Here is a 19,924-nt window from a genome sequence, read left to right on the forward strand (position 1 = left end):
TCCTGGGGGTTCAATGGCTGCCTTCGGGCTGCCAGCGGATGACGAGACGCTCGGCCACGGTCACGAGCAGGAAGAAGAGACCCGACAAGGTCGCGCTCATCACGATCGCGGCGTAGAGCAGCGGCGAGTCGAAGTTGAAGGTGGCTTGCAGGATCATGGCGCCGATGCCCACGGTGGCACCGACCCACTCGCCCACCACCGCGCCGATCACGCTCATCGAGGCCGCGATGCGCAGCGCCGAGAACAGGTACGGCAGCGAATTGAGCAGGCGCAGCCGGAAGAAGATCTCGGTCTTGCTGGCCGACAGCACGCGCATCAGCTCCATGGCCTGCGGGTTCACCGACTCCAGCCCGCGCACCATGTTCACCAGCGTGGGGAAGAAGCACACCAGCGCCGCGATCGTGATCTTGGGCTCCATGCCGTTGCCCATGATCAGCACCAGCACCGGCGCCTTGGCCACCAGCGGGATGGCGTTGAACATCAGCACCACCGGGAAGAAGATGTCCTGCAGCGTCTTGTTGTGCACGAACACGGTCGCGATGGCGATGGCGGCGAGGTTGCCCAGCAGGAAGCCGCCGGCCGCTTCCAGCGCGGTGGGGATCAGGTTGTCGAGCAGCACCGCGCGCTTGGCGTAGAGCGTCTCGAGCACCGCCCAGGGCGAGGGCGCGATGAAGGGCTTGACGTCGAAGATCGCGATTACCGCCCACCACAGGGCGACGAGCCCGCCGATGCCCAGTGCGGGCAGGATGCGGCGGCGCCAGAGCTTGCGGCGCCGCGCGGCGGCCCAGGCGGCGTGTTCGGGATCGGCGGCCACGGAAGCGCGCACCGTCACGGGGGTTTCGAGGGAACTGGTGGTCATGTCGGCGGCCTTCAGCAGGTTTCCAGCACGCGGCGCAGATGGCCGGTGAGCTGCACGAATTCGGGGGTCTCGCGGATGTCCAGGCTGCGGTCTTCCGGCAGGTTCACCGGCACGATCTCGCGCACCCGCCCGGGATTGGCGGCCAGCATCAGCACGCGCTGGCCGAGGAAGGCCGCCTCGTGGATGCTGTGGGTGACGAAGAGGATGGTCACGCCGGTCTCCTTCCAGACGCAGCGGATCTCCTCGTTGAGCCGGTCGCGCGTGATCTCGTCGAGCGCACCGAAAGGCTCGTCCATGAGCAGGATCTTCGGATCGCTCGCCAGCGCCCGTGCGATGGACACGCGCTGGCGCTGGCCGCCGGACATCTCGTGCGGCCAGGCGTTGGCGCGGTCCTTCAGGCCGACGAGGTCGAGCAGTTCCTGCGGCGACCGGCGGCCCTTGCGGCCGGCGCCGCCGCCCACCTGCAGCGGCAACTGAACGTTCTGCAGCGCGGTGCGCCACGGCAGCAGCGCCGCGTCCTGGAACACGAAGCCGATGTCGCGGCGCTGGCGCGCCTGCTCGGGCGTGGCGCCGAGCACGCTGACGGTGCCGCGGCTCGGTGCCAGCAGGTCGGCCACCACGCGCAACAGCGTGGACTTGCCGCAGCCCGAGGGGCCGAGCAGCGTCAGGAACTCGCCCTGCGCCACTTCGAGGTCGAGCGACTTGATCGCGGTGACGTCGCGCCGCTCGGTGAAGAAACGCATGCCGACATCGCGGCACGAGATCGCGGGGGCGTCGTTGAGCACGGCGGCCATGGCTTCAGGCCTTCACGCGTGCTTCGACCGTGCCCTTGAGCGCGCCGAGCCAGATGACGTCGTCGACCTTGGGCGTGCGGGCCGTGAACTGGCCCAGCTCGGCGTAGGTCGTGATCTGCGACTGCCAGACCGCCGGGTCCATCGTGCCCCAGCCCTGGGTCTGCGCGGCGCCGCCCAGTGCGTACTCGATCATCACGTCGATGGCCGCGCGTTCGTCCTCGCGCTTGAGGTTGGGGTATTCCTTCAGCAGCAGGTCCACCGCCTGGTCGCGATTGGCCTTGGCATGCTGCCAGCCGCGCGAGGTGGCGCGGACGAAGGCCTCCAGCACCTTGGGCTGCGTGTCGATGGTCTTGGTGGTGGCGTAGTAAGGCAGGCCGTAGAGCTGCACGCCCGCATCCCACAGCGTGAGGTCGACCCGGTCCGGGCCCAGCGCCTTGAGCGCGGTGGTGCTGGTGAGCCAGCCCGTGACCACGTCGACCTGCCCGGTCAGGAGCGGCGCCATGTCCGAGCCGACGGTGACCACGGTCACGTCCTTCTCGGCGATCTTGTTCTTCGCGAGCAGGGCACGCAGCAGGATGGCCGCGGTGGACGGAATGCCCACCTTCTTGCCCACCAGGTCGGCGGGCTTGCGCACCGGGTTCTTCGCCAGCGAGAAGAAGGTGAACGGATGTTTCTGCGCGCCGACCGCGAAGCACCTGATCGGCAGGCCCTGCGACACCGCCAGCATCACCGAGGGGCTCGACGACACCTGGCCGACTTCGTAGCGGCCGGAGGCGACGATCGCCACGCCGTCGATGTTGGGACCGCCGGGCTGGATCGCGAACTCGATGCCCTCCTGCTCGTAGAAGCCCAGGCGCTTGGCCACGACTTCGCCGACCTGGTTGACGCTCGGGATCCAGCCGAGCTGCATGTTGATGCGCGTCTTGCCCTGGGCCAGCGCGTCGATCGAGAGAAAGCCACCGGCCGCCAGGCCGCCAGCGGCAAGCGAGGTCTTGAGCAGGCGGCGGCGTGCGGGATCGCAAGGGTGATTCATGACGGAGTTCCTGGTTGGTGGATTCGGGTCGTCTGCCGTGTGGCGTGACCGAAATTTAGGAGCTGCCGGCGTTCTCGCAAAGCACCGTTTTTAGGGACGGGCGATCTAAAAATTAGCGCCGGTAGAAACCCTGAAGGCAGGGCGCACGCACCCATTGCGGGCGCAGCGAAGCTCTTTTTAAGGGGGTGGGAGGGCCGCGATGACGGCGGCTCCCCGTGGAGGCTCAGCGCCTCGGAACCGGGAAGGCCTCAACCCAGGACGTCGTTCACCTGCTCGTTGAACTCCGCCTGGCTGAGCGCCGCGCCGATCTCGCGCGGCAGCGCGTCGCGGACCGAGAACACGCCGAGGATCTTGCTGCCCGACACCAGCGGCAGATGGCGGAAGCCGCGCTCGAGCATCAGCACGACGGCGTCGGACACCAGCGTCTCGGGCGGCACGCAGATCGGGTTGGGCGTCATGACCTCGCGCGCCGTGGTGCGGTCCGGATCGAGCCCCCGGGCCAGCACCCGCGTCATGAGGTCGCGTTCGGTCAGGATGCCGAGCAGGGTGTCCGGCGGCTCCATGACGAGCACGCTGCCGCAGTTGGCGCGCGTCATCACGCAGGCGGCGTCGCGCGCACTCGCCTGCGGGGCCAGGCTGGTGACATGTTTGCGCGAGATGGACTGGAAAACAGTGCGTTCGGCCATGGTCCGCCCTCCGAAGGAAGCGCTATGGTGCCCGCGGCACCGGCTCAGCGCAAGGAGTCGTTGAGGCGTTCGAGCGCCTTCGCGCCGGGGCACAACTGGCTTGCCTCCAGCGCGTTGAGCGGCCGGTCGCAGGTGTTGAGCGCCGTGTGCAGGTCGGTCGCCAGCGGATCGACATAGAGCAGGCCGGTGACCACCTCGCCCATCTCCTGGTGCTTCTGCATGTGGGCCATGGCGGCGTAGCGGTCGCCGGGGTCGTAGCCGGCGTGCAGGCTGCGCAGCCGCAGCAGGGTGCCGTCGTGCTGGCGCACGTCCAGCACTTCGCCCGGGGCCATGTCGACCGTGATCTCGTCGTGCGAGCCGATGAAGTCGATCCGGCTCACCGCCTCGTTGTGCTCGCGCACGTAGTCGTAGCTCTTGGTGCTGCCCGGGTGGTTGTTGAAGGCGACGCAGGGGCTGATGACGTCGATGAAGGCCGAGCCGCCGTGGCTGATCGCGCCCTTGATCAACGGCACGAGTTGCGCCTTGTTACCCGAAAAGCCGCGGCCCACGTAGCTGGCGCCCAGCTGCAGCGCCATGGCGACGAGGTCGACCGGGCTGTCGGTGTTGACCACGCCCTTCTTGCTCTTCGAGCCCTGGTCGGCGGTGGCCGAGAACTGGCCCTTGGTGAGGCCGTAGACGCCGTTGTTCTCGACGATGTAGGCCATGCGCACGCCGCGGCGCATCGCGTGGGCGAACTGTCCGAGGCCGATGGAGGCCGAGTCGCCGTCGCCCGAGACGCCCAGGTACAGCAGGTCGCGGTTGGCCAGGTTGGCGCCGGTCAGCACGCTGGGCATGCGGCCGTGCACCGTGTTGAAGCCGTGCGAGGCACCGAGGAAGTAGTCCGGCGTCTTGGAGCTGCAGCCGATGCCCGAGAGCTTGGCCACGCGGTGCGGCTCTATGTCGAGCTCCCAGCAGGCTTCGATGATCGCGGCGGAGATCGAATCGTGGCCGCAGCCGGCGCACAGGGTCGAGATCTTGCCCTCGTAGTCGCGCCGCGTGTAGCCGACCTTGTTGGTGGCCAGGGTCGGGTGGCGCAGCCGGGGCTTGGCGAGGTAGGTCATGCGGTCTCCTGCAGCCGGGTGGCGCTGCTGATGGCGTCGACGATGAAGCGTGCGGTGATCGGCGTGCCGTCGAAGTGCAGCACGCGGATCAGGCGCGCGGGGTCGGCGTCCAGCTCGTTGACCAGCAGGCTGCGCATCTGGGCGTCGCGGTTCTGCTCGACCACGAACACCCGCGGGTGCTCGGCGAGGAACTGCACCACGCTGTCGGGGAAAGGAAAGGCCCGCAGCCGCAGCGCGTCGAGGTGGATGCCGCGCTGTTCGAGCTCGTCGAGCGCCTCGTGCATCGATGGGCTGGTGGAGCCGAAGTAGATCACGCCGAGCCCGGTCTTCCGGGCGGCGGGGCGCAGCACCGGCTGCGGCACCAGCGTGGCGGCGGTCGCGAACTTCTTGAGCAGCCGCTCCACGTTGTAGATGTAGTCGGGGCCGCGCTCGGAATAGCGGGCGTAGGCGTCGCGCGTCGTGCCGCGCGTGAAGAAGCTGCCCTTGCTCGGGTGCGTGCCCGGCAGCGTGCGCCACGGGATGCCGTCGCCGTCCACGTCCTTGTAGCGGCCGAAGTCGCGCCCGGCCTCCAGCTCCTCGGCGGTCATGACCTTGCCGCGGTCGTAGTCGCGGCCGTCGTCCCACGCGAAGGGCGCGCACAGGCGCTGGTTCATGCCGATGTCGAGGTCGGTCATGAGGAACACCGGGGTCTGCAGCCGGTCGGCCAGGTCGAGCGCCGCGGCAGCATGCTCGAAGCACTCGTGCGGGTCTTCGGGGAACAGCAGCACGTGCTTGGTGTCGCCGTGCGAGGCGTAGGCGCACGAGAGGATGTCGGCCTGCTGCGTGCGCGTCGGCATGCCGGTCGAGGGGCCGCCGCGCTGCACGTTGACCAGCGTGACGGGGATCTCGGCGAAGTAGGCCAGGCCGATGAACTCGGTCATCAGCGAGACGCCCGGGCCCGAGGTCGCGGTGAAGGCGCGGGCGCCGTTCCAGCCGGCGCCGACCACCATGCCGATGGAGGCGATCTCGTCTTCCGCCTGCACGATGGCGAAGCGGTTCTGTCCGGTGGACGGGTCGACACGGAACTTGGCGCAGTACTTCTGGAAGGCCTCGGCCACCGAGGACGACGGCGTGATCGGATACCAGGCCGCGACCGTGGCGCCGCCGTACACGCAGCCCAGCGCGACCGCGCTGTTGCCGTCGACGAAGATGCGGTCGCCGACGCGGTCGGCGCGCCGCACCTGCAGCCCGACCGGCTCGAGCAGGTTCTCTCGCGCGAAGTCGCAGCCCAGGTGCAGGGCCTGCACGTTGGAGGCCAGCAGCTTCTCCTTGCCCTTGTACTGCTCGCCGAACAGCTTCTCGACCACCTCGGGCTCGATGCCCAGCAGGATCGCCAGCGCGCCCACGTAGACGATGTTCTTGAACAGCTGGCGCTGGCGCGGGTCGTGGTAGACCGCGTTGCAGATCTCGGTCAGCGGCATGCCGATGACGCGGATGTCGTCGCGGAACTTCGACGGCGGCAGCGGCCGCGTGCTGTCGTAGAACAGGTAGCCGCCGGGCTCGAGCTCGGCCACGTCGGCGTCCCAGGTCTGCGGATTCATCGCCACCATCATGTCGGTGCCGCCGCGCCGCCCCAGGTGGCCGCGCTCGGTCACGCGAACCTCGTACCAGGTAGGCAGCCCCTGGATGTTGCTCGGGAAGATGTTGCGCGGGCTCACCGGCACGCCCATGCGCAGGATGGCCTTGGCGAAGAGCTCGTTGGCCGAGGCCGAGCCCGAACCGTTGACGTTGGCGAACTTGATGACGAAGTCGTTGACCGCCTCGATGCGTGGCACGGCGCTCATAAGGCAAGCTCCTTGGCGCGCACGTTTCCCGCCGGCGTCATCTTCAGCAGGAACTTCTGCATGTCCCAGGCACCCGTCGGGCAGCGTTCGGCGCACAGGCCGCAGTGCAGGCAGACGTCCTCGTCCTTGACCATCACGCGGCCGGTCTTGAGTCCGCCGGACACGTAGAGATCCTGTGCCGGGTTGAGTGCCGGCGCCTTGAGTCGGGAGCGCAGATCGGCTTCATCGCCGTTGACGGTGAAGCTGATGCAGTCCATCGGGCAGATGTCCACGCAGGCATCGCATTCGATGCAGGCGGATTCGGTGAACACGGTCTGCACGTCGCAGTTGAGGCAGCGCTCGGCCTCCTTGAAGGCGGTGGCGGCATCGAAGCCCAGCTCGACCTCGACCCGGATGCTGGCCAGCGCCGCCTCCGCTTTGGCCCACGGCACCTTGTAGCGCAGGTCGTTGGAGGTGTCGTTGTCGTAGCTCCACTCGTGGATGCCCATCTTCTGGGACACCAGGTTGGTCATCGGCGGCGGGCGCAGGTGGACCGGCTCGGCATGCAGCAGCTGGTCGATGGAGACCGCGGCCTCGTGCCCATGGGCCACGGCCGTGATGATGTTCTTGGGTCCGAAGGCCGCATCGCCGCCGAAGAACACCTCGGGCACCGAGGACTGGAAGGTCTTCTCGTCGAGCCGGGGCAGCCCCCACTTGTCGAAGGCGATGCCGCAGTCGCGCTCGATCCAGGGGAAGGCGTTCTCCTGGCCCACCGCCACCAGCACCTCGTCGCATTCGAAGAAGGCGTCGGGCTCGCCGGTGGGCACCAGCGTGCGCCGGCCTTCGTCGTCGTACTGGGCGCGGACGATCTCGAAACGCATGCCGAGCAGCCGGCCGCCTTCATGCACGAAGGCCTTGGGCACGTGGAAGTTGATGATCGGGATGCCTTCGTGCTGGGCGTCCTCCTTCTCCCAGGGCGAAGCCTTCATCTCCTCGAAGCCGCTGCGCACGATCACCTTGACGTCGGTGCCGCCCAGGCGCCGGGCCGAGCGGCAGCAGTCCATGGCCGTGTTGCCGCCGCCGAGCACGATCACGCGCTGTCCGATCTGCGTCACGTGGCCGAAGGAGACCGAGTTGAGCCAGTCGATGCCGATGTGGATGCTGGCCGCGGCTTCCTGGCGGCCGGGCACTTCAAGGTCGCGCCCGCGCGGTGCGCCGCAGCCGACGAAGATCGCATCCCAGCCCTGCGCCATCAGGGCCTTCATCGAGGCGATGCGCTCGCCGCCGCGGAATTCGACCCCGAGGTCGAGGATGTAGCCGGTTTCCTCGTCGATCACGGATTCGGGCAGCCGGAAGCGCGGGATCTGGGTCCGGATGAAGCCGCCGGCCTTGGCTTCGCCGTCGAACACCGTGACCTCGTAGCCCAGCGGCGCCAGGTCGCGCGCGACCGTGAGCGAGGCCGGCCCCGCGCCCACGCAGGCGACGCGCTTGCCGTTCTTCGGCGCCGGCCTGGGCATGCGCGAGCGCACGTCGTCCTTCATGTCGGCCGCCACCCGCTTGAGCCGGCAGATCGCCACCGGCTCGGGTGCCTGAGCGTTGTTTTCCTCGACCCGCCCGCGCCGGCAGGCCGGTTCGCAGGGCCGGTCGCAGGTGCGCCCGAGGATGCCCGGGAACACGTTGGAGACCCAGTTGACCATGTAGGCGTCGCCGTAGCGGCGCTGCGCGATCAGCCGGATGTATTCGGGGACGGGGGTGTGCGCCGGACAGGCGTACTGGCAATCGACGACCTTGTGGAAATAGGCCGGGTTGGCAATGTCGGTTCGCTGCAAGGCGTGTCTCCTGGCTGCCGCCCGCGGCCTGGTGGGGGTCGGCGCGGGTCTGACCTCAGTATGCGCCGCCCGGGGCGGGACCATGCCTTGGTGGAATCCCGCAGCACCCGTGCCCTGTTCCAAAGGCCAGTTCACAAAGCGCTCGCAAAGGCGCAATATTTCGGCGGCCAGGATTGCTCGCCGGCGAGAGGCACCACCATGGATTCGGACAACGGGCACAGCGAGAAGCTGGCCAGGCGCTTCGAGGAGAACTACAACGAGGCCACGCGCGCGATGGCCACGCTGCAGGTCATCGGCATCGCGCTGCTGGCAGCGCACGGCATCGCCGACGACCGCTTCAAGCAGTCGTTCCGTGCCTTCGTGCGCGGCTGGCTCGAGGATCGGGGCGTCGACGAAGGCGAGTTCCACGGCGCCGTGACCGCACTCGAAGAACTGCTGGACCACTCGGACATCCCGTCGATCCTCCGGCACTGAGCCAACCCGGGTCAGGGCCGGCCCGACAGCACGATCGCCGCCAGCGAAACCGCCGCCAGCATGCCGAACAGCGAGCCGATGAACCAGCGCACCGTGACCCGGTAGGTGGCCTCGTCGTCGTCGGCCACCAGCAGGGCCCGGTAGAGCGTATAGATCTCGGCGGCGATCGGGATCAGCAGCGCGATCAGCGCGACCACCGAGCGCGCCGTCCAGTCGCCCGGTGCCTCGAAGGCCCAGTAGCGCACGAAAGACAACGAGAAGCCGATGATCACGGTGACGGCCGTGATCATGCCCTCGCGGTAGCCGGGCGGCAGCGGCGAGCGGGGTCGGTCCCTGGCCTTGTCCATACGCGTGCGGCCGCGCGCCGAGGTCTAGCCTGCGCTGCGCCGATAGAAGGCCAGCGAGCCCGCCAGCGCCAGCAGTGCCGCACCGCAGGAGCGGTCGAGCCACAGCACCGCACGTTGGCGCAGCAGCCTGACAGCGCGCGCGCCGATCAGCGCATAGGCCAGCATCACGGTGAAGTCGAGGCCGGCAAAGACCAGGCCGATCGCCAGGTACTGGGGCCACTGCGGCGCCGAGGCATCGATGAACTGCGGCAGCAGCGCCGAGCAGAACAGGTAGCCCTTGGGGTTGGTCACCGCGACCAGAAAGGAGCGCGCGAAGATGCGCCGCGCGCTCGCGCTGCCGAGCTTCTCGTCGAGCTGGGAAAGGTCCAGCCCGCCCTTGGAGCGCAGCAGCCGCAGGCCCAGCCACGCGAGGTAGGCGGCCCCCACCCACTTGACGACCGAGAACCAGAACTCGGACGCGGCCAGCAGGGCGCCGAGGCCCAGCGCGACCGCACCGACCAGCACGAAGTCGGACAGCACGGCGCCGAACATGCCGGGCAGCGATCGCCGCACGCCATGGCGCGATCCGTTGGCCAGCGCCAGCAGCACGGTCGGGCCGGGCGTGGCGATGGCCACGAAGGCGACCAGCGCGAAGACGGTGAGGGTCGTGGCGTTCATGGCGGCGGGCTGAAGTCGGGACGGGGACGATACACCCGAAGCGGGCGGCCCGCCACTGCGCGGCGGCACGCCTCAGGAAGCCGGGCCGGGGCTGGCGGCGGGCAGCCGGGCGAGACGCCCCTGGACCTCGGCGACCAGTGCCGCCGTCTGCGGGCCGTTGGACCTGGCCTGGTCGAGGAAGGGCTGGAGCTCCGAGATGTTGGTGCGCAGCGCCTCCGGCGTGGTCTCGCGCAGGATCACGAGTGCGTTGATCGTTCCGCTCTGGTTCGAGGTCCGCGTGCCGCCGACCGACAGCAGGTCGGGCACCAGCCTGGGGTCGCCGATCCATTGCTGGATCAGTTCGGTCGTCGCCTGGATGCGCTTCTGCTTGTCGGCGTCGTAGATGCGCGCGAGCAATGCCTTGCGCCGGCTGTCCAGTGCGCTCAGGGCTTCGGTCGCGCGGGCCTGCTCCGGTCCGCTGCCGCGGGACTGAAGGGTTTCGAGCACTGTCGTGGCCTTGAGCTTCTCGGCCAGCTGGGTCACGAAGTCCTGGTCCGTGAAGGCCGCCATCGTGAGCAGCGCGGCGTCGCGCGTCTCGGGCTTCTGGATGTGCGGGATGAAGCGCTCGACGGTCTGGGCGGTCGCCAGGCGGCTCTGCATCCAGGCCACGCCGACCTGCAGGCCGGACACGACCAGCGCCACGGCGGAGATCGCCAGGGTCAGGCGCTGCATCTTCTTCTGCTCGAACTCGAGTTTTTCCCTTTCGAGCCGGGCCCGGTCCTGGTCGAGCTGCTTCAGCTTGTCGGCAAGTGCTTTCTCGTCCATGCGCGAGCTCCGAGGGTGAAGGCGCAGTGTGAGCCGGCCTTCGGTCGGGTTCCATAGGCCGTTCGCTGTAGCGTCGGCGATCGAGCCGCGGCTGGGGCCCGGTCAAGGTGCCCGTTCTTTTCTACGGGCCGAACATGCGGTCATCGAAAAGGAATGGATTGCGCTCGACTGCAACCGCGATCGACGCGAACTGCACATGGTCGGGGTCGAGCACCAGGTTCGAATCGCCCGGCTCCACGGCCGAGGGCACCCACAGACCGAGAGATGCGCCCGATGCGCGCCAACGGATGCCAGCGCCTTGCGTCCACGGCTCGTCGTCGCGCCAGTTGGCCGGCAGGCTCTCCAGCGCGCGGATATCGAGCAGCATGGCATCGTCAGGCAGGTCCAGGCGCAGCAGCGCCTGATTGCGCGGCTGCACGCCGTTGCCATGGACGCGCTTTTCCAGTTGGCACAGCGATCGGCTGGCACCGGAATAGACCACCGGCTGGCCATCGGGCGGCGTGCGGTGCCAACGACCGGATTCGAGCGTCGAGCCGAACGCCAGTGAGTTGAGGGTGAGGCTCTTGGTGCTGCCGATGCGCCAAACCGACAGCATCAGACGACACCACCGTATTCGATGGCGTTGAGAATCTGGCGGACTTTCGCTCCGCCGAACTCATTGCTCGCGTACTCCACAGGGGCCTTCCCACCGAGCAGATCGTGCGGCTTCGTCATCCAAGTGGATCCGTCGTCGCCGAAAACCTCGGCTGCGCGTACGAACAGCTCGCTCTGGCGCAGCATGCGCTCGGTCACGGCGGCGTCGAGCTTGGTATTGGGCTTGGCGCGCGAGATCGTCGACGCGCTTACCTGCAGCGCAGTGAAAAGGTCCTTCCTTTTCTCCAGGCCGGTCGCGGCGAACCACTTCTCCACAGCCGTGGCCCGCAGGCTGTTGCACGCCCACAGGGCGGCTGCATCGCGATTCAGCGTGGGCGCCTCATGATTCGCCAGCGTAACGAAAAGATGTTGCTTCGCGCTGGTGAACGCCGACTTTGCGGTCCCCTTGGTGCCAAAGACGATATACGCATGGAACACGTCTTCGAACTTCTTCGCCATGTCCGCGGCGGCATCGGGCACAGTCGGCGGCTGAGCGGACTTGGTGGTGGAGGCCGCGGTGGTGTGGGTTTTCATTCGCATCAACTTAGCATATTTGCGATTGCAATGCTTGAGTATTGCCAATGCACCGGTCTCTGGGATGGGGATCGGGCCCGTGGCGACCTCCCGTTCTGCCGCTTCGATTGGCGCCACATTTGTTACTCCCTCCGACGGAATTCCGGCGCCAGAATCTCCCACGGCAAGCAACCAGGAGATTCCAGCCATGACGATGTCGCAGGAGAACGGAAAGCCCGGCATGCCCGAGCCCACGGTCGTGTCGCCGCAGGCCTGGGAAGCCGCCCGCGCGCAGTTGCTCGTGAAGGAGAAGGCCCACACCCGGGCCCGCGATGCGCTGGCCGCCGAGCGCCGCCGCATGCCGTGGATGGCCGTGGAGGGTGCCTATGCGTTCGAGGGGCCCGCGGGCAAGCTCAGCCTGCCCGAGCTCTTCGATGGCCGGCGCCAGCTGATCGTCTACCGCGCCTTCTACGAGCCCGGCGTGTCCGGCTGGCCCGACCACGGCTGCCGCGGCTGCTCCATGGTGGCCGATCAGGTCGCCCACCTCGCGCACCTGAACGCGCGCGACACCACCCTCGTGTTCGTCTCGCGCGCGCCCCAGCCGGACATCGCGCGGCTGAAGGCGCGGATGGGCTGGGAGATGCCCTGGTTCACCCTCACCGACGCTTTCGACGCCGACTTCGGGGTCGGCGAGTGGCACGGCACGAACGTCTTCCTGCGCGACGGCGAGCGCGTGTTCCGCACCTACTTCATCAACAGCCGTGGCGACGAGCAGATGGGGAGCACCTGGAACTACCTCGACATCACGCCACTGGGCCGGCAGGAGGTCTGGGAGGACTCGCCCGCAGGCTATCCCCAGACGGCGGCCTACCAGTGGTGGAACTGGCACGACAGCTACGGCGCGAACGCCGGCTGAGCGGCTTGCGCGGCGCCGCGGCTACAACAGCGAAATCTCCTGGGCCCGCGCCAGCGCGCTGGTGCGGTTCTTCACGCCGAGCTTGGCGAAGATGTTGTGCAGGTGCCATTTCACGGTCGCCTCCGACAGGAACAGGCTCTGCGCCAGCTCCCGGTTGCCGAGCCCGGCCTTCAGCAGGCGCAGGATCTTCAGTTCGCGTTCGGTGAGTTCTTCGGCATCGCCGCGCTCGGCGGCCGCGCGCGGCGCCGGCTGCGGGCTGCGGCCGGCGGCTTGCAGCAGTTGCTGCAGGTAGCCGGTCTGCTGCGATTCGCCGCGGCTCGCGTGAATCGCCTGCGCCATGTCGAGCAGCAAGGCGTCGCCGTCGAGCAGGCTGCGCAGCAGGCCGCAGCGGGCCGCCAGCGCCAGGGCTTCGTCCAGGGTCCGCAGCGCCTGGGCGCGGTCCAGCGCGCGGTGCTGGTGCAGCGCCTTCTGCACCAGCAGCCGGGCCAGCTGCCCCTGGTGGCCGTCGCGCTGGGCGCGGCGCAGTGCATCGTTGAGGGCGCCGAGCACGGCGGCGCCGGCGTTGTGCGCCGACAGGCGAAGCCGCAGGCTCAGCAGGCACACGCTGTCTTCCTCGATCAGCTCGGCGGCCGGCGGACTTCCGGCGCCATGGCCGACGAAGCCGTAGGACTGGGCGAGCTTCAGCGCGTCTTCGGCCGCCCCCGATTGGAGCCGCAGCGTGCAGCGCTCGGCCGCGAGGATGCGCACCAGGCGGGGCAGCTTGAGCCGATGGCCCAGCGATTCGCCCTCCAGCAGGCAGGCGTCGGCCGCAGCGGGGTCGCCGCGCAGGCGCAGCAGGCGGGCCCGCGTGAGGTAGCCGGCGGTGGTCATCTCGACCAGGCCGTGCTCGTCGATGAAGGGCAGGCCCTGGTCGACGAAGCGCTGCGCCTGCACGAGATCGTTCTGCTCGTAGCAGACCTCGGCGGCGAGCAGCGTGATCATCGATCCGGCATACGAGGCCACGCCGAGGCTGCGCTCGACAGTCGCGATGCCGGCCCTTGCCTGCGCCATCGCCTCGTGCTGGTCGCCGCGCCGCATCGCGATCATCATCGCCAGCGCGCAGGCCCAGGCCAGTCCGTAGTCGGCCCGGCACTCCTCGAGCGCGCGCCGCGCGATGGCCAGCGCGCGCAGGCCCTGCTCGAAGGCTTCGGTGGCGCAGCATCCGCTCGCCAGCACGTTCGCCACCACGCCGGTCAGGAAGGCATCGGCCTCGGGCCAGGTCTGCAGCCACGCCTCGCTGCGCGCCTTGGCCAGCAGCAGTTCGCCGGTGTGGGCCCAGTAGACGCAGCGGATCATCTCGACGATGCGGCGCAAGGCGTCGTCGCCGCTCTCTGCACAGGCGGCTTCCAGGGCCCGCAGCTCCTGGTCGGCCTCGGGGTAGCGCCGGGTCAGCACCAGCGACCAGGCGTGCCCGGTGCGGATCTTCGGCCGCGCATGCACCAGTGCCTGCGGCAGGCGGGTGAGCCAGCCGAGCAAGGTCGCATGTTCGCCGCGGTGCTGCACCAGCTCGCCCGAGAAAGAGGCGACCAGGTCCGCGGCGCGCTCCAGGTCCTGGGCCTCGAAGGCGTGGCGCACCGCCTCGTGCGGCAGCCGGTGGCGGTGGAACCAGTCGCTCGCGCGCAGATGGATCGCCCGCACCGTGTCGCCCGGCAGCTCGCGCGCACGGCCGCGCAGGTAGTCGGCGAACAGATGGTGGTAGCGGAACCAGGTGCGCGAGCGGTCCAGCCCCGAGAGGAACAGGTTGCGGCTCTGGACCTCGGCCAGCATGGCGCGGCTGTCGTCCCGGCGCAGCACCTCGTCGCAGAGTTCGGTGCAGAAGCGGTCGAGTCCGGCCGTGCGCAGAAGGAAGGCGCGCAGTTCGGGACGCAGGCTGTCGAGCACCTGCTCGCCCAGGTAGTCGGTGATGTCGCGGTCGGTGCCGGAGAAGTCCGCGAGGAAGGCGCTGCGGTCGCCGCTTTCACGCAGGGCGAGGGAGGCGAGCTGCAGGCCGGCGATCCAGCCTTCGGTCAGTCCGTGCAGGGTCTCGACCTGGGCGCGGTCGAGGGGCGCACCGCTCACGCGGCCCACGAAGTCGGCCGCCTCGTCGAGGTTGAGGCCGAAGTTCGCGGCATCGAGTTCGAGCAGCTCGCCGCGCAGCCGCAGCTGGCTCACCGACAACGGCAGCCGCGTCCGGCTCGCGATCACCAGGCCGACGGTCGGCGGCAGGTGGGCGACCAGCCACTCGAGCTTGCGGTGCACGGCTTCGTGGTGCACGAGATGGAAGTCGTCCAGCACCAGCAGCAGCCGCCGGTCGTGGCCGGTCAGGTCGTGCAGCAACGAGGCCATCAGCGCATCGATCGAGGCCAGGTTGCCGCCATCGGCCTGGGCCAGCGCATTGCGGCCGAGCCGCGCGTCGGCATGGTGCAGCGCCGCGGCCAGGTAGCGCATGAAACGCAGCGGGTCGTTGTCCTCGGTGTCCAGGCTGAGCCAGGCGGAGCCGATGCCGAGCGGCTCGACCTGGGCGACCCACTGCGCCAGCGCGGTGGTCTTGCCGTAGCCGGCCGGCGCGGTCACGCTGATCAGGCGCCGGCTCAGGCCCGCGTGCAGCAGCGACGAAAGCTGGGAGCGCGCCAGCAGGCTCAGCGACAGCTGGGGCGGCGCGAGCTTGGCCTCCACCAGCACGGCGGCCGATGCCTCGGCCGCGCCGGACCTGCGAGCCTGCTGCCTTTGCTGCTGCGCCATGCCTGGATGTCTCCACTCGTCTTTTTCGTGCGCCTCAGTGTGCCTGAGAGGGGCGCCCCGCGCACCCTCAGGCCGCCGGACGCCAGTCGATGGTCCAGTGCACCGGCAGCCGTCCGAGTTCGGCTTCGGCCTGCTTCATCAGGGCCACGCCTCCGGCCCCTGCGGGCGCGGCAGCGACGATGCGGGCTTCGAGCCCATGCCGGGCATGCGGCGCCACCTCGACCGTCACGCCGCCCGGGCCGCAGGCTTTCTCCACCGTCTCGGCCAGCGCCCTGGCGATCGCCAGTTCGCGCAGCTTGGGTTTGTAGATCTTGTTGACCGCCGTGAGCGGCATCGCGTCGATCACCACCACGTCGACCGGCACCGCCGCACGCTCCGTGATGGTGGCGCGCGCATGGGCCAGCAGCTCCGAGGCGCTGCACGGCGTGTCCTTGCGCAGGGTGACGTAGGCCATCGGAAGCTCCCCCGCATGGCCGTCGGGCTTGCCGACCGCGGCCGCGAGCTCCACGGCAGGGTGGCGCATCAGGCCTTCCTCGATCATGGCGGGGTCGATGTTGTGGCCGCCGCGGATGATCAGGTCCTTGGCCCGCCCGGTGAGCCAGAAATAGCCCTGCGCGTCCTGCCGGCCGAGGTCGCCGGTGTTGAGCCAGCCGTCGGCCAGGCAGATGCCGCGGTTGTCGCTGTCCTTCACGTAGCCCGAGAAGACGTAGGGGCCGCGCAGCAGGAGGGTGCCGATCTCGTCGATCCCGGCATCGCGCTGCAGCGCGCCGTCCGCGGCGAGGTGCGCGACCTTCATCTCCTGGTAGGGCAGGCGCAGGCCGATCGAGCCGATCGCGCGCCGGCCGTCGCGCGGGTTGATCGAGCTGACGCAGGTCGCCTCGGTCATGCCGTAGCCCTCGAGCAGCTTGAGCCCGGTGGCGGCCTCGAAGCGCTGGAACAGCTCGGGCGAGAGCGGCGCCGCACCGCAGATCGCGAAGCGCAGGGAAGCCAGGTCGGCGTCGCCGCGCGGGACGTTGAGCAGCGCCGACAGCACCGTCGGCACGGCGCTGAACAGGGTGGCGCGCCAGCGTTGCACCGAGCGCCAGAAGGCGGCGAAGGTGCGCGGATCGCGGTAGCCCGCGGTCGACAGCATCACCACGTGCGCGCCGATGCTGAAGGGCGCCAGCCCGGTGATCATCATCGCGTTCGAATGGAACAGCGGCAGGCCGCACAGCAGCGTGTCCTGCGGGCCCATCGCCGTCACCGCGGCCACGCCCCAGGCATTCGCGGCTTCGTTGAAATGCGTTCGGCGCGCCAGCTTGGGCGTGCCGGTGGTGCCGCCGGTGTGGAAGTAGGAGGCCAGGTCGTCGCCCTGCGGCGGCACGATGCCGGCCAGCTCGTCCTCGGGCTGGGCCGCGAGCAGGGCCTCGAAGTCGAGCGCCCAGGGCGGGCAGAGGCCGCTGCCGCCCACCCGCACCACGGCGCGCAGGCTGGGCACGCGGCCGCGCAGCGCCTCCACCTTCTCCCAGATCCCGGGCTGCTCCAGGCGGCCCTGGGCCACCAGCACTGCAGTGCCGGCGGCGTTGAGGATGCCGGCCATGTGGTCGACCTCGAGAAACGGGTTGACCGGGTTCACGATGCCCGCGGCCTCGGCGCCCCACAGCGTGAAGTGGGTCTCGGGCAGGTTCGGCAGCAGGTAGGACACCACATCGCGCCGGCCCACGCCCAGGCCGGCGAAGGCGTTGGCCGCCTGCGTGACGCGGGCCGCGAGCGTCGCGTAGTCGAAGCGCGTCTCGCCGTCGGCCGGGTCGCCCGTGGGCACGAAGGTGAGCGCCGGCGCGGCGGGCGTGGCGGCGGCCTGGCGGCGCAGCGCGGCGTAGCTCGACACCGGCTGCGTGAGCCGGGCGGCGATCGGCAAGGCCTCGATCGCCTCGATGTCGGCCAGGTCCCGCAGGGGCGGATGAGCCGTTGCCATGCGTGCCGGCCGCCTCAGGCGTGAACCGTCAGTTCGGGCTTCGCCACCAGGCCGAAGCTGCGCAGCTGGCCGAGCAGTTCATGGTGGCCGAAGGCCTGGCAGCCGGACGCGAAACCGGCCCGTTTCGGCGCCTGCTGCAGCAGCGAATGCGCGGCGAAGGCCTGCAGCATGCCGGTCTGCTTGTAGTTGCAGTTGCCGAAGATCGTGCAGTGGGCGCGCCCCAGCGGGCCCGAGGCGTGGACCGAATCGACCGACTTGTTGAGGCGCGGGTTCTCGCGCGGCGGCATCGAGTTCATGACGCCGGCGGCGGTCTGCGCCAGCGCCGCATAGCGGTCTTCCTCGTTCATGCCCTCGGTGGCCTTCAGGGCGGCTTCCACGATCTTCGGCACCCCGAGCATCAGCGGCTTGTTGAACACGCCGCCCAGCACCTTCACGTTGGCCACGCGCGGGTCCTTGCGGAACCACACGGGATGCGAGGTGCCGCCCCAGGGCAGGGCCAGCGCCATCTCGTGCTGTCCGGGGATCGCGAGGCTGTAGAGGCCGGCGTCGGGCTGCCACTCGACGTAGCGGTTCTGCTGCAGGTGGAAGGCCTTGGAGGTCGCCGCGTTGACCAGGATCGTCTGGGTCGAGGCGATCGTCGGGCTGCCGCCCCAGAACACGGCGATGTCGAGCGTGTCGAGGCCCGGCGTCTCCAGGCACAGCTGTGCCGCGATCTCGCCGGTGGTGTACATCTGCGCCAGGCCGGGCGACAGCAGCAGGCCGGCGGCCTCGAACTTCGCGCCGTACTCCTGGTCGAGCGTGATCAGCCAGTCCTGCTCGCCCGTGGTGTCGGTGTAGTGGCAGCCGGCGGCGAGGCAGGCCTGGACCACCTCGGGGCCGAACTTGGCGAACGGGCCGACCGTGTTCAGGACCACCGACGCACCGCGGAACAGCTCCGTCAGCGCCTCGGTGCCGTGCTGGACCTCGACCACCTCGAAGTCTGCGGTCTCGATGCCGGGCACGTTCGCCTTCATGGCCGCATTCAGCTTGTCGGCGCTGCGCCCGGCGGCGATGAAGGGGATGCCGTACTCGCGCAGGTATTCGCACACCAGCCGCCCGGTGTAGCCGCTGGCGCCGTAGACGACGACCGGTTTCTTGTTGCTGCTCATCGATGACTCCTGGAATGTGGCCGATTCAAAGAAGCGACGAGCTGACGCCGCCATCGAGGACGTAGGCGCCGCCGTTGCAGAAGCTGGAGCGGCCCGAGGCCAGGAAGACGGCGAGGTTCGCGACTTCCTCGGGCGTCCCGTAGCGGCCCTGGCGCTGCGCAACCACGGCGTCGAAGTCCGGAATGCCCAGCTGCTGCTCGAACTCGTGCTTGTGGCTGGAGACCAGCTCGGTGCCGACGAAGCCCGGCAGGATGGCGTTCACGCGGATGTTGTGGCTGCGCAGCTCGACCGCCGCCGTCTGCGTGAGCGACACCACCCCGGCCTTGGCCGCCGCGTAGCTGCCGATCAGCGCGCAGGCCGCCTTCGCCGTGACCGAGGCCATCGTGATGATGGTGCCGCTGCCGGCCGCCACCATCGCGGGCGCCGCATAGCGGATGCACAGGAACACGCCGTCGAGGTTGACCGACGTGACCGCGCGCCATTGCTCGTAGCTGGTGCTCGCGAGCGGCGCCACCACGGCGATGCCGGCGTTGGGCACCATGATGTCCAGGCGCCCGTGCTGCTTCACGGTCGCCGCCACAAGGGCCTCGACCTGTGCCGGCACGCGAACGTCGCAGGCGGCCGCGGTGGCCCCGGGCAAGGAGGCCGCGACCCGGTCGGCCGCGGCGCCGTCGATGTCCGACACGATGACTTTCGCGCCTTCGGCCGCGTAGGCCCGCGCCACGGCTTCGCCCAGGCCGCGCCCGGCGCCGGTGATGATCGCGACCTTGTCGTTCAGCAGCAGCTTGCTCATAGCAATCCGGCGGAAAGCCCGCCGTCCATGATGTAGTGGGAGCCGGTGGTCCAGCTGGCGGCGTCGGAGGCCAGGAAGGCGGTCATCTCCGCCACCTCTTCCGGGGTGCCCAGCCGCAGCTGCTTGGCCGCGACCAGGGCGCTGAACGGCACGCCGACGATCGCCTCGACCGTCGGGATCAGCCGCTCGACCATGGCGGTGCCGACGAAGCCAGGGCAGACCGCGTTGACGCGCACGCCGGCGGGGCGCAGCTCGGCCGCGGCGGTGCGCGTGAGCTGGATCACCGCCGACTTCGAGGCCGCGTACGAGCCGAACAGCGGCACGCCGTTGGTGCCGGCCAGCGACGAGATGTTGACCACCGAGCCCTTGCCCGAGGCGACCAGGGCGCCGAGCGAGTGCTTCATGCCGAGGAACACGCCCATCACGTTGATGCTCATGAGTCGGCCGACCTCTTCCTCGGTCTGGTCGAACAGCGGCTTCACGATCTCGATGCCGGCGTTGTTGACCAGCGTGTCATAGCTGCCGAAGGCGGCGCTGGTGGCTTCGACGGTGCGCGCCCAGTCCGCGGCGCGGGTCACGTCGCAGCGCACCGAGCGGGCCTGGGGTCCGAGCGCGTCGGCGGCCTTGGCGGCGCCGGCCTCGTCGATGTCGGCCAGCATCACCTGCGCGCCGCGCTCGACGAACAACCGGGCGATCGCAAGGCCAAGCCCCTGCGCCGCGCCGGTGATCAGGGCCTTGCGGCCCTCCAGTTCGATCATCTGTGTCTCCTGCGCCTGTGTTCGGCGGTGGAGGCATTCGATCAGGGCAGGGGCCGCGCGGCCG

The 19,924-nt window shown here is 69.5% G+C and carries 19 protein-coding genes; 2 read left to right on the forward strand and 17 right to left on the reverse strand.

Features of this window, described 5'->3' with window-relative positions:
- Positions 1-10: 10 nt before the first annotated feature.
- The 7 genes from QTI45_RS14080 to QTI45_RS14110 all read right to left on the reverse strand — a co-directional run bounded on the left by QTI45_RS14080 (position 11) and on the right by QTI45_RS14110 (position 8,103).
- Positions 11-859: an ABC transporter permease gene (locus QTI45_RS14080; RefSeq protein ID WP_286654781.1), complete on the reverse strand. Its 849-nt coding sequence runs from the start codon at positions 857-859 to the stop codon at positions 11-13.
- Between the two features lie 11 nt (positions 860-870).
- Complete coding sequence (locus tag QTI45_RS14085; RefSeq protein ID WP_286654782.1) at positions 871-1,653, reverse strand: ABC transporter ATP-binding protein; 783 nt, start codon at positions 1,651-1,653, stop codon at positions 871-873.
- A gap of 4 nt (positions 1,654-1,657) precedes the next feature.
- Positions 1,658-2,686, reverse strand: a complete 1,029-nt coding sequence (locus QTI45_RS14090) for an ABC transporter substrate-binding protein (RefSeq protein ID WP_286654783.1) — start codon at positions 2,684-2,686, stop codon at positions 1,658-1,660.
- Between the two features lie 248 nt (positions 2,687-2,934).
- Entirely contained in the window at positions 2,935-3,372 is a 438-nt protein-coding gene (locus QTI45_RS14095) for a CBS domain-containing protein (RefSeq protein ID WP_286373383.1), read from the reverse strand.
- Between the two features lie 44 nt (positions 3,373-3,416).
- A complete protein-coding gene (locus tag QTI45_RS14100; protein WP_286373384.1) occupies positions 3,417-4,472 on the reverse strand; it encodes a 2-oxoacid:ferredoxin oxidoreductase subunit beta in 1,056 nt (351 codons plus the stop codon).
- Positions 4,469-6,295 carry a 2-oxoacid:acceptor oxidoreductase subunit alpha gene (locus QTI45_RS14105; protein WP_286654784.1) on the reverse strand — a complete coding sequence of 609 codons (1,827 nt, stop codon included), beginning with the start codon at positions 6,293-6,295 and terminating at the stop codon, positions 4,469-4,471. The genes QTI45_RS14100 and QTI45_RS14105 overlap by 4 nt, the downstream gene beginning before the upstream one ends.
- A complete protein-coding gene (locus QTI45_RS14110; protein WP_286654785.1) occupies positions 6,292-8,103 on the reverse strand; it encodes an FAD-dependent oxidoreductase in 1,812 nt (603 codons plus the stop codon). The genes QTI45_RS14105 and QTI45_RS14110 overlap by 4 nt, the downstream gene beginning before the upstream one ends.
- 198 nt (positions 8,104-8,301) lie before the next feature.
- On the opposite strand from QTI45_RS14110, the gene QTI45_RS14115 reads away from it, so the two are divergent.
- Positions 8,302-8,577 carry a hypothetical protein gene (locus tag QTI45_RS14115; RefSeq protein WP_286654786.1) on the forward strand — a complete coding sequence of 92 codons (276 nt, stop codon included), beginning with the start codon at positions 8,302-8,304 and terminating at the stop codon, positions 8,575-8,577.
- 11 nt (positions 8,578-8,588) lie between these two features.
- Here the strand turns inward: QTI45_RS14115 and QTI45_RS14120 are convergent, their stop codons facing one another.
- The 5 genes from QTI45_RS14120 to QTI45_RS14140 all read right to left on the reverse strand — a co-directional run bounded on the left by QTI45_RS14120 (position 8,589) and on the right by QTI45_RS14140 (position 11,552).
- Positions 8,589-8,924 (reverse strand): hypothetical protein, encoded by a 336-nt coding sequence (locus QTI45_RS14120; RefSeq protein WP_286373388.1) that lies wholly within the window; start codon positions 8,922-8,924, stop codon positions 8,589-8,591.
- Positions 8,925-8,948: 24 nt separating this feature from the next.
- Positions 8,949-9,581, reverse strand: a complete 633-nt coding sequence (locus QTI45_RS14125; RefSeq protein WP_286654787.1) for a LysE family translocator — start codon at positions 9,579-9,581, stop codon at positions 8,949-8,951.
- A 72-nt stretch (positions 9,582-9,653) separates the two neighbouring features.
- Positions 9,654-10,385, reverse strand: a complete 732-nt coding sequence (locus tag QTI45_RS14130) for a hypothetical protein (protein WP_286373390.1) — start codon at positions 10,383-10,385, stop codon at positions 9,654-9,656.
- Between the two features lie 121 nt (positions 10,386-10,506).
- A complete protein-coding gene (locus QTI45_RS14135) occupies positions 10,507-10,980 on the reverse strand; it encodes an RES family NAD+ phosphorylase (RefSeq protein ID WP_286654788.1) in 474 nt (157 codons plus the stop codon).
- Entirely contained in the window at positions 10,980-11,552 is a 573-nt protein-coding gene (locus QTI45_RS14140; RefSeq protein ID WP_286654789.1) for an Xre family toxin-antitoxin system antitoxin, read from the reverse strand. Before QTI45_RS14140 ends, QTI45_RS14135 begins: the two co-directional genes overlap by 1 nt.
- Positions 11,553-11,739: 187 nt before the next feature.
- On the opposite strand from QTI45_RS14140, the gene QTI45_RS14145 reads away from it, so the two are divergent.
- Positions 11,740-12,447, forward strand: a complete 708-nt coding sequence (locus QTI45_RS14145; protein ID WP_286654790.1) for a DUF899 domain-containing protein — start codon at positions 11,740-11,742, stop codon at positions 12,445-12,447.
- Positions 12,448-12,468: 21 nt separating this feature from the next.
- Here the strand turns inward: QTI45_RS14145 and QTI45_RS14150 are convergent, their stop codons facing one another.
- The 5 genes from QTI45_RS14150 to QTI45_RS14170 form a co-directional block, all read right to left on the reverse strand.
- Entirely contained in the window at positions 12,469-15,207 is a 2,739-nt protein-coding gene (locus QTI45_RS14150) for a winged helix-turn-helix domain-containing protein (protein WP_286654791.1), read from the reverse strand.
- A gap of 67 nt (positions 15,208-15,274) precedes the next feature.
- Positions 15,275-17,161: an acyl-CoA synthetase gene (locus QTI45_RS14155; protein ID WP_286654792.1), complete on the reverse strand. Its 1,887-nt coding sequence runs from the start codon at positions 17,159-17,161 to the stop codon at positions 15,275-15,277.
- Between the two features lie 14 nt (positions 17,162-17,175).
- Complete coding sequence (locus QTI45_RS14160) at positions 17,176-18,309, reverse strand: DUF5938 domain-containing protein (protein WP_286373394.1); 1,134 nt, start codon at positions 18,307-18,309, stop codon at positions 17,176-17,178.
- Between the two features lie 25 nt (positions 18,310-18,334).
- Positions 18,335-19,102: an SDR family NAD(P)-dependent oxidoreductase gene (locus QTI45_RS14165; RefSeq protein ID WP_286654793.1), complete on the reverse strand. Its 768-nt coding sequence runs from the start codon at positions 19,100-19,102 to the stop codon at positions 18,335-18,337.
- The gene (locus QTI45_RS14170; protein ID WP_286373396.1) at positions 19,099-19,860 is read right to left on the reverse strand and encodes an SDR family NAD(P)-dependent oxidoreductase; all 762 of its coding nucleotides are present in this window, start codon (positions 19,858-19,860) and stop codon (positions 19,099-19,101) included. Before QTI45_RS14170 ends, QTI45_RS14165 begins: the two co-directional genes overlap by 4 nt.
- Between the last annotated feature and the right edge of the window lie 64 nt (positions 19,861-19,924).

Origin of the sequence: Variovorax saccharolyticus (assembly GCF_030316765.1) — a bacterium.
GTDB lineage: Bacteria > Pseudomonadota > Gammaproteobacteria > Burkholderiales > Burkholderiaceae_C > Variovorax > Variovorax saccharolyticus.

What these genes read in the sequence shown, in the direction of transcription:
- QTI45_RS14080 (WP_286654781.1), bottom strand. Translation starts at nt 859, where the DNA reads ATGACCACCAGTTCCCTCGAAACCCCCGTGACGGTGCGCGCTTCCGTG.
- QTI45_RS14085 (WP_286654782.1), bottom strand. Translation starts at nt 1,653, where the DNA reads ATGGCCGCCGTGCTCAACGACGCCCCCGCGATCTCGTGCCGCGATGTC.
- QTI45_RS14090 (WP_286654783.1), bottom strand. Translation starts at nt 2,686, where the DNA reads ATGAATCACCCTTGCGATCCCGCACGCCGCCGCCTGCTCAAGACCTCG.
- QTI45_RS14095 (WP_286373383.1), bottom strand. Translation starts at nt 3,372, where the DNA reads ATGGCCGAACGCACTGTTTTCCAGTCCATCTCGCGCAAACATGTCACC.
- QTI45_RS14100 (WP_286373384.1), bottom strand. Translation starts at nt 4,472, where the DNA reads ATGACCTACCTCGCCAAGCCCCGGCTGCGCCACCCGACCCTGGCCACC.
- QTI45_RS14105 (WP_286654784.1), bottom strand. Translation starts at nt 6,295, where the DNA reads ATGAGCGCCGTGCCACGCATCGAGGCGGTCAACGACTTCGTCATCAAG.
- QTI45_RS14115 (WP_286654786.1), top strand. Translation starts at nt 8,302, where the DNA reads ATGGATTCGGACAACGGGCACAGCGAGAAGCTGGCCAGGCGCTTCGAG.
- QTI45_RS14120 (WP_286373388.1), bottom strand. Translation starts at nt 8,924, where the DNA reads ATGGACAAGGCCAGGGACCGACCCCGCTCGCCGCTGCCGCCCGGCTAC.
- QTI45_RS14125 (WP_286654787.1), bottom strand. Translation starts at nt 9,581, where the DNA reads ATGAACGCCACGACCCTCACCGTCTTCGCGCTGGTCGCCTTCGTGGCC.
- QTI45_RS14130 (WP_286373390.1), bottom strand. Translation starts at nt 10,385, where the DNA reads ATGGACGAGAAAGCACTTGCCGACAAGCTGAAGCAGCTCGACCAGGAC.
- QTI45_RS14135 (WP_286654788.1), bottom strand. Translation starts at nt 10,980, where the DNA reads ATGCTGTCGGTTTGGCGCATCGGCAGCACCAAGAGCCTCACCCTCAAC.
- QTI45_RS14140 (WP_286654789.1), bottom strand. Translation starts at nt 11,552, where the DNA reads ATGAAAACCCACACCACCGCGGCCTCCACCACCAAGTCCGCTCAGCCG.
- QTI45_RS14145 (WP_286654790.1), top strand. Translation starts at nt 11,740, where the DNA reads ATGACGATGTCGCAGGAGAACGGAAAGCCCGGCATGCCCGAGCCCACG.
- QTI45_RS14150 (WP_286654791.1), bottom strand. Translation starts at nt 15,207, where the DNA reads ATGGCGCAGCAGCAAAGGCAGCAGGCTCGCAGGTCCGGCGCGGCCGAG.
- QTI45_RS14155 (WP_286654792.1), bottom strand. Translation starts at nt 17,161, where the DNA reads ATGGCAACGGCTCATCCGCCCCTGCGGGACCTGGCCGACATCGAGGCG.
- QTI45_RS14160 (WP_286373394.1), bottom strand. Translation starts at nt 18,309, where the DNA reads ATGAGCAGCAACAAGAAACCGGTCGTCGTCTACGGCGCCAGCGGCTAC.
- QTI45_RS14165 (WP_286654793.1), bottom strand. Translation starts at nt 19,102, where the DNA reads ATGAGCAAGCTGCTGCTGAACGACAAGGTCGCGATCATCACCGGCGCC.
- QTI45_RS14170 (WP_286373396.1), bottom strand. Translation starts at nt 19,860, where the DNA reads ATGATCGAACTGGAGGGCCGCAAGGCCCTGATCACCGGCGCGGCGCAG.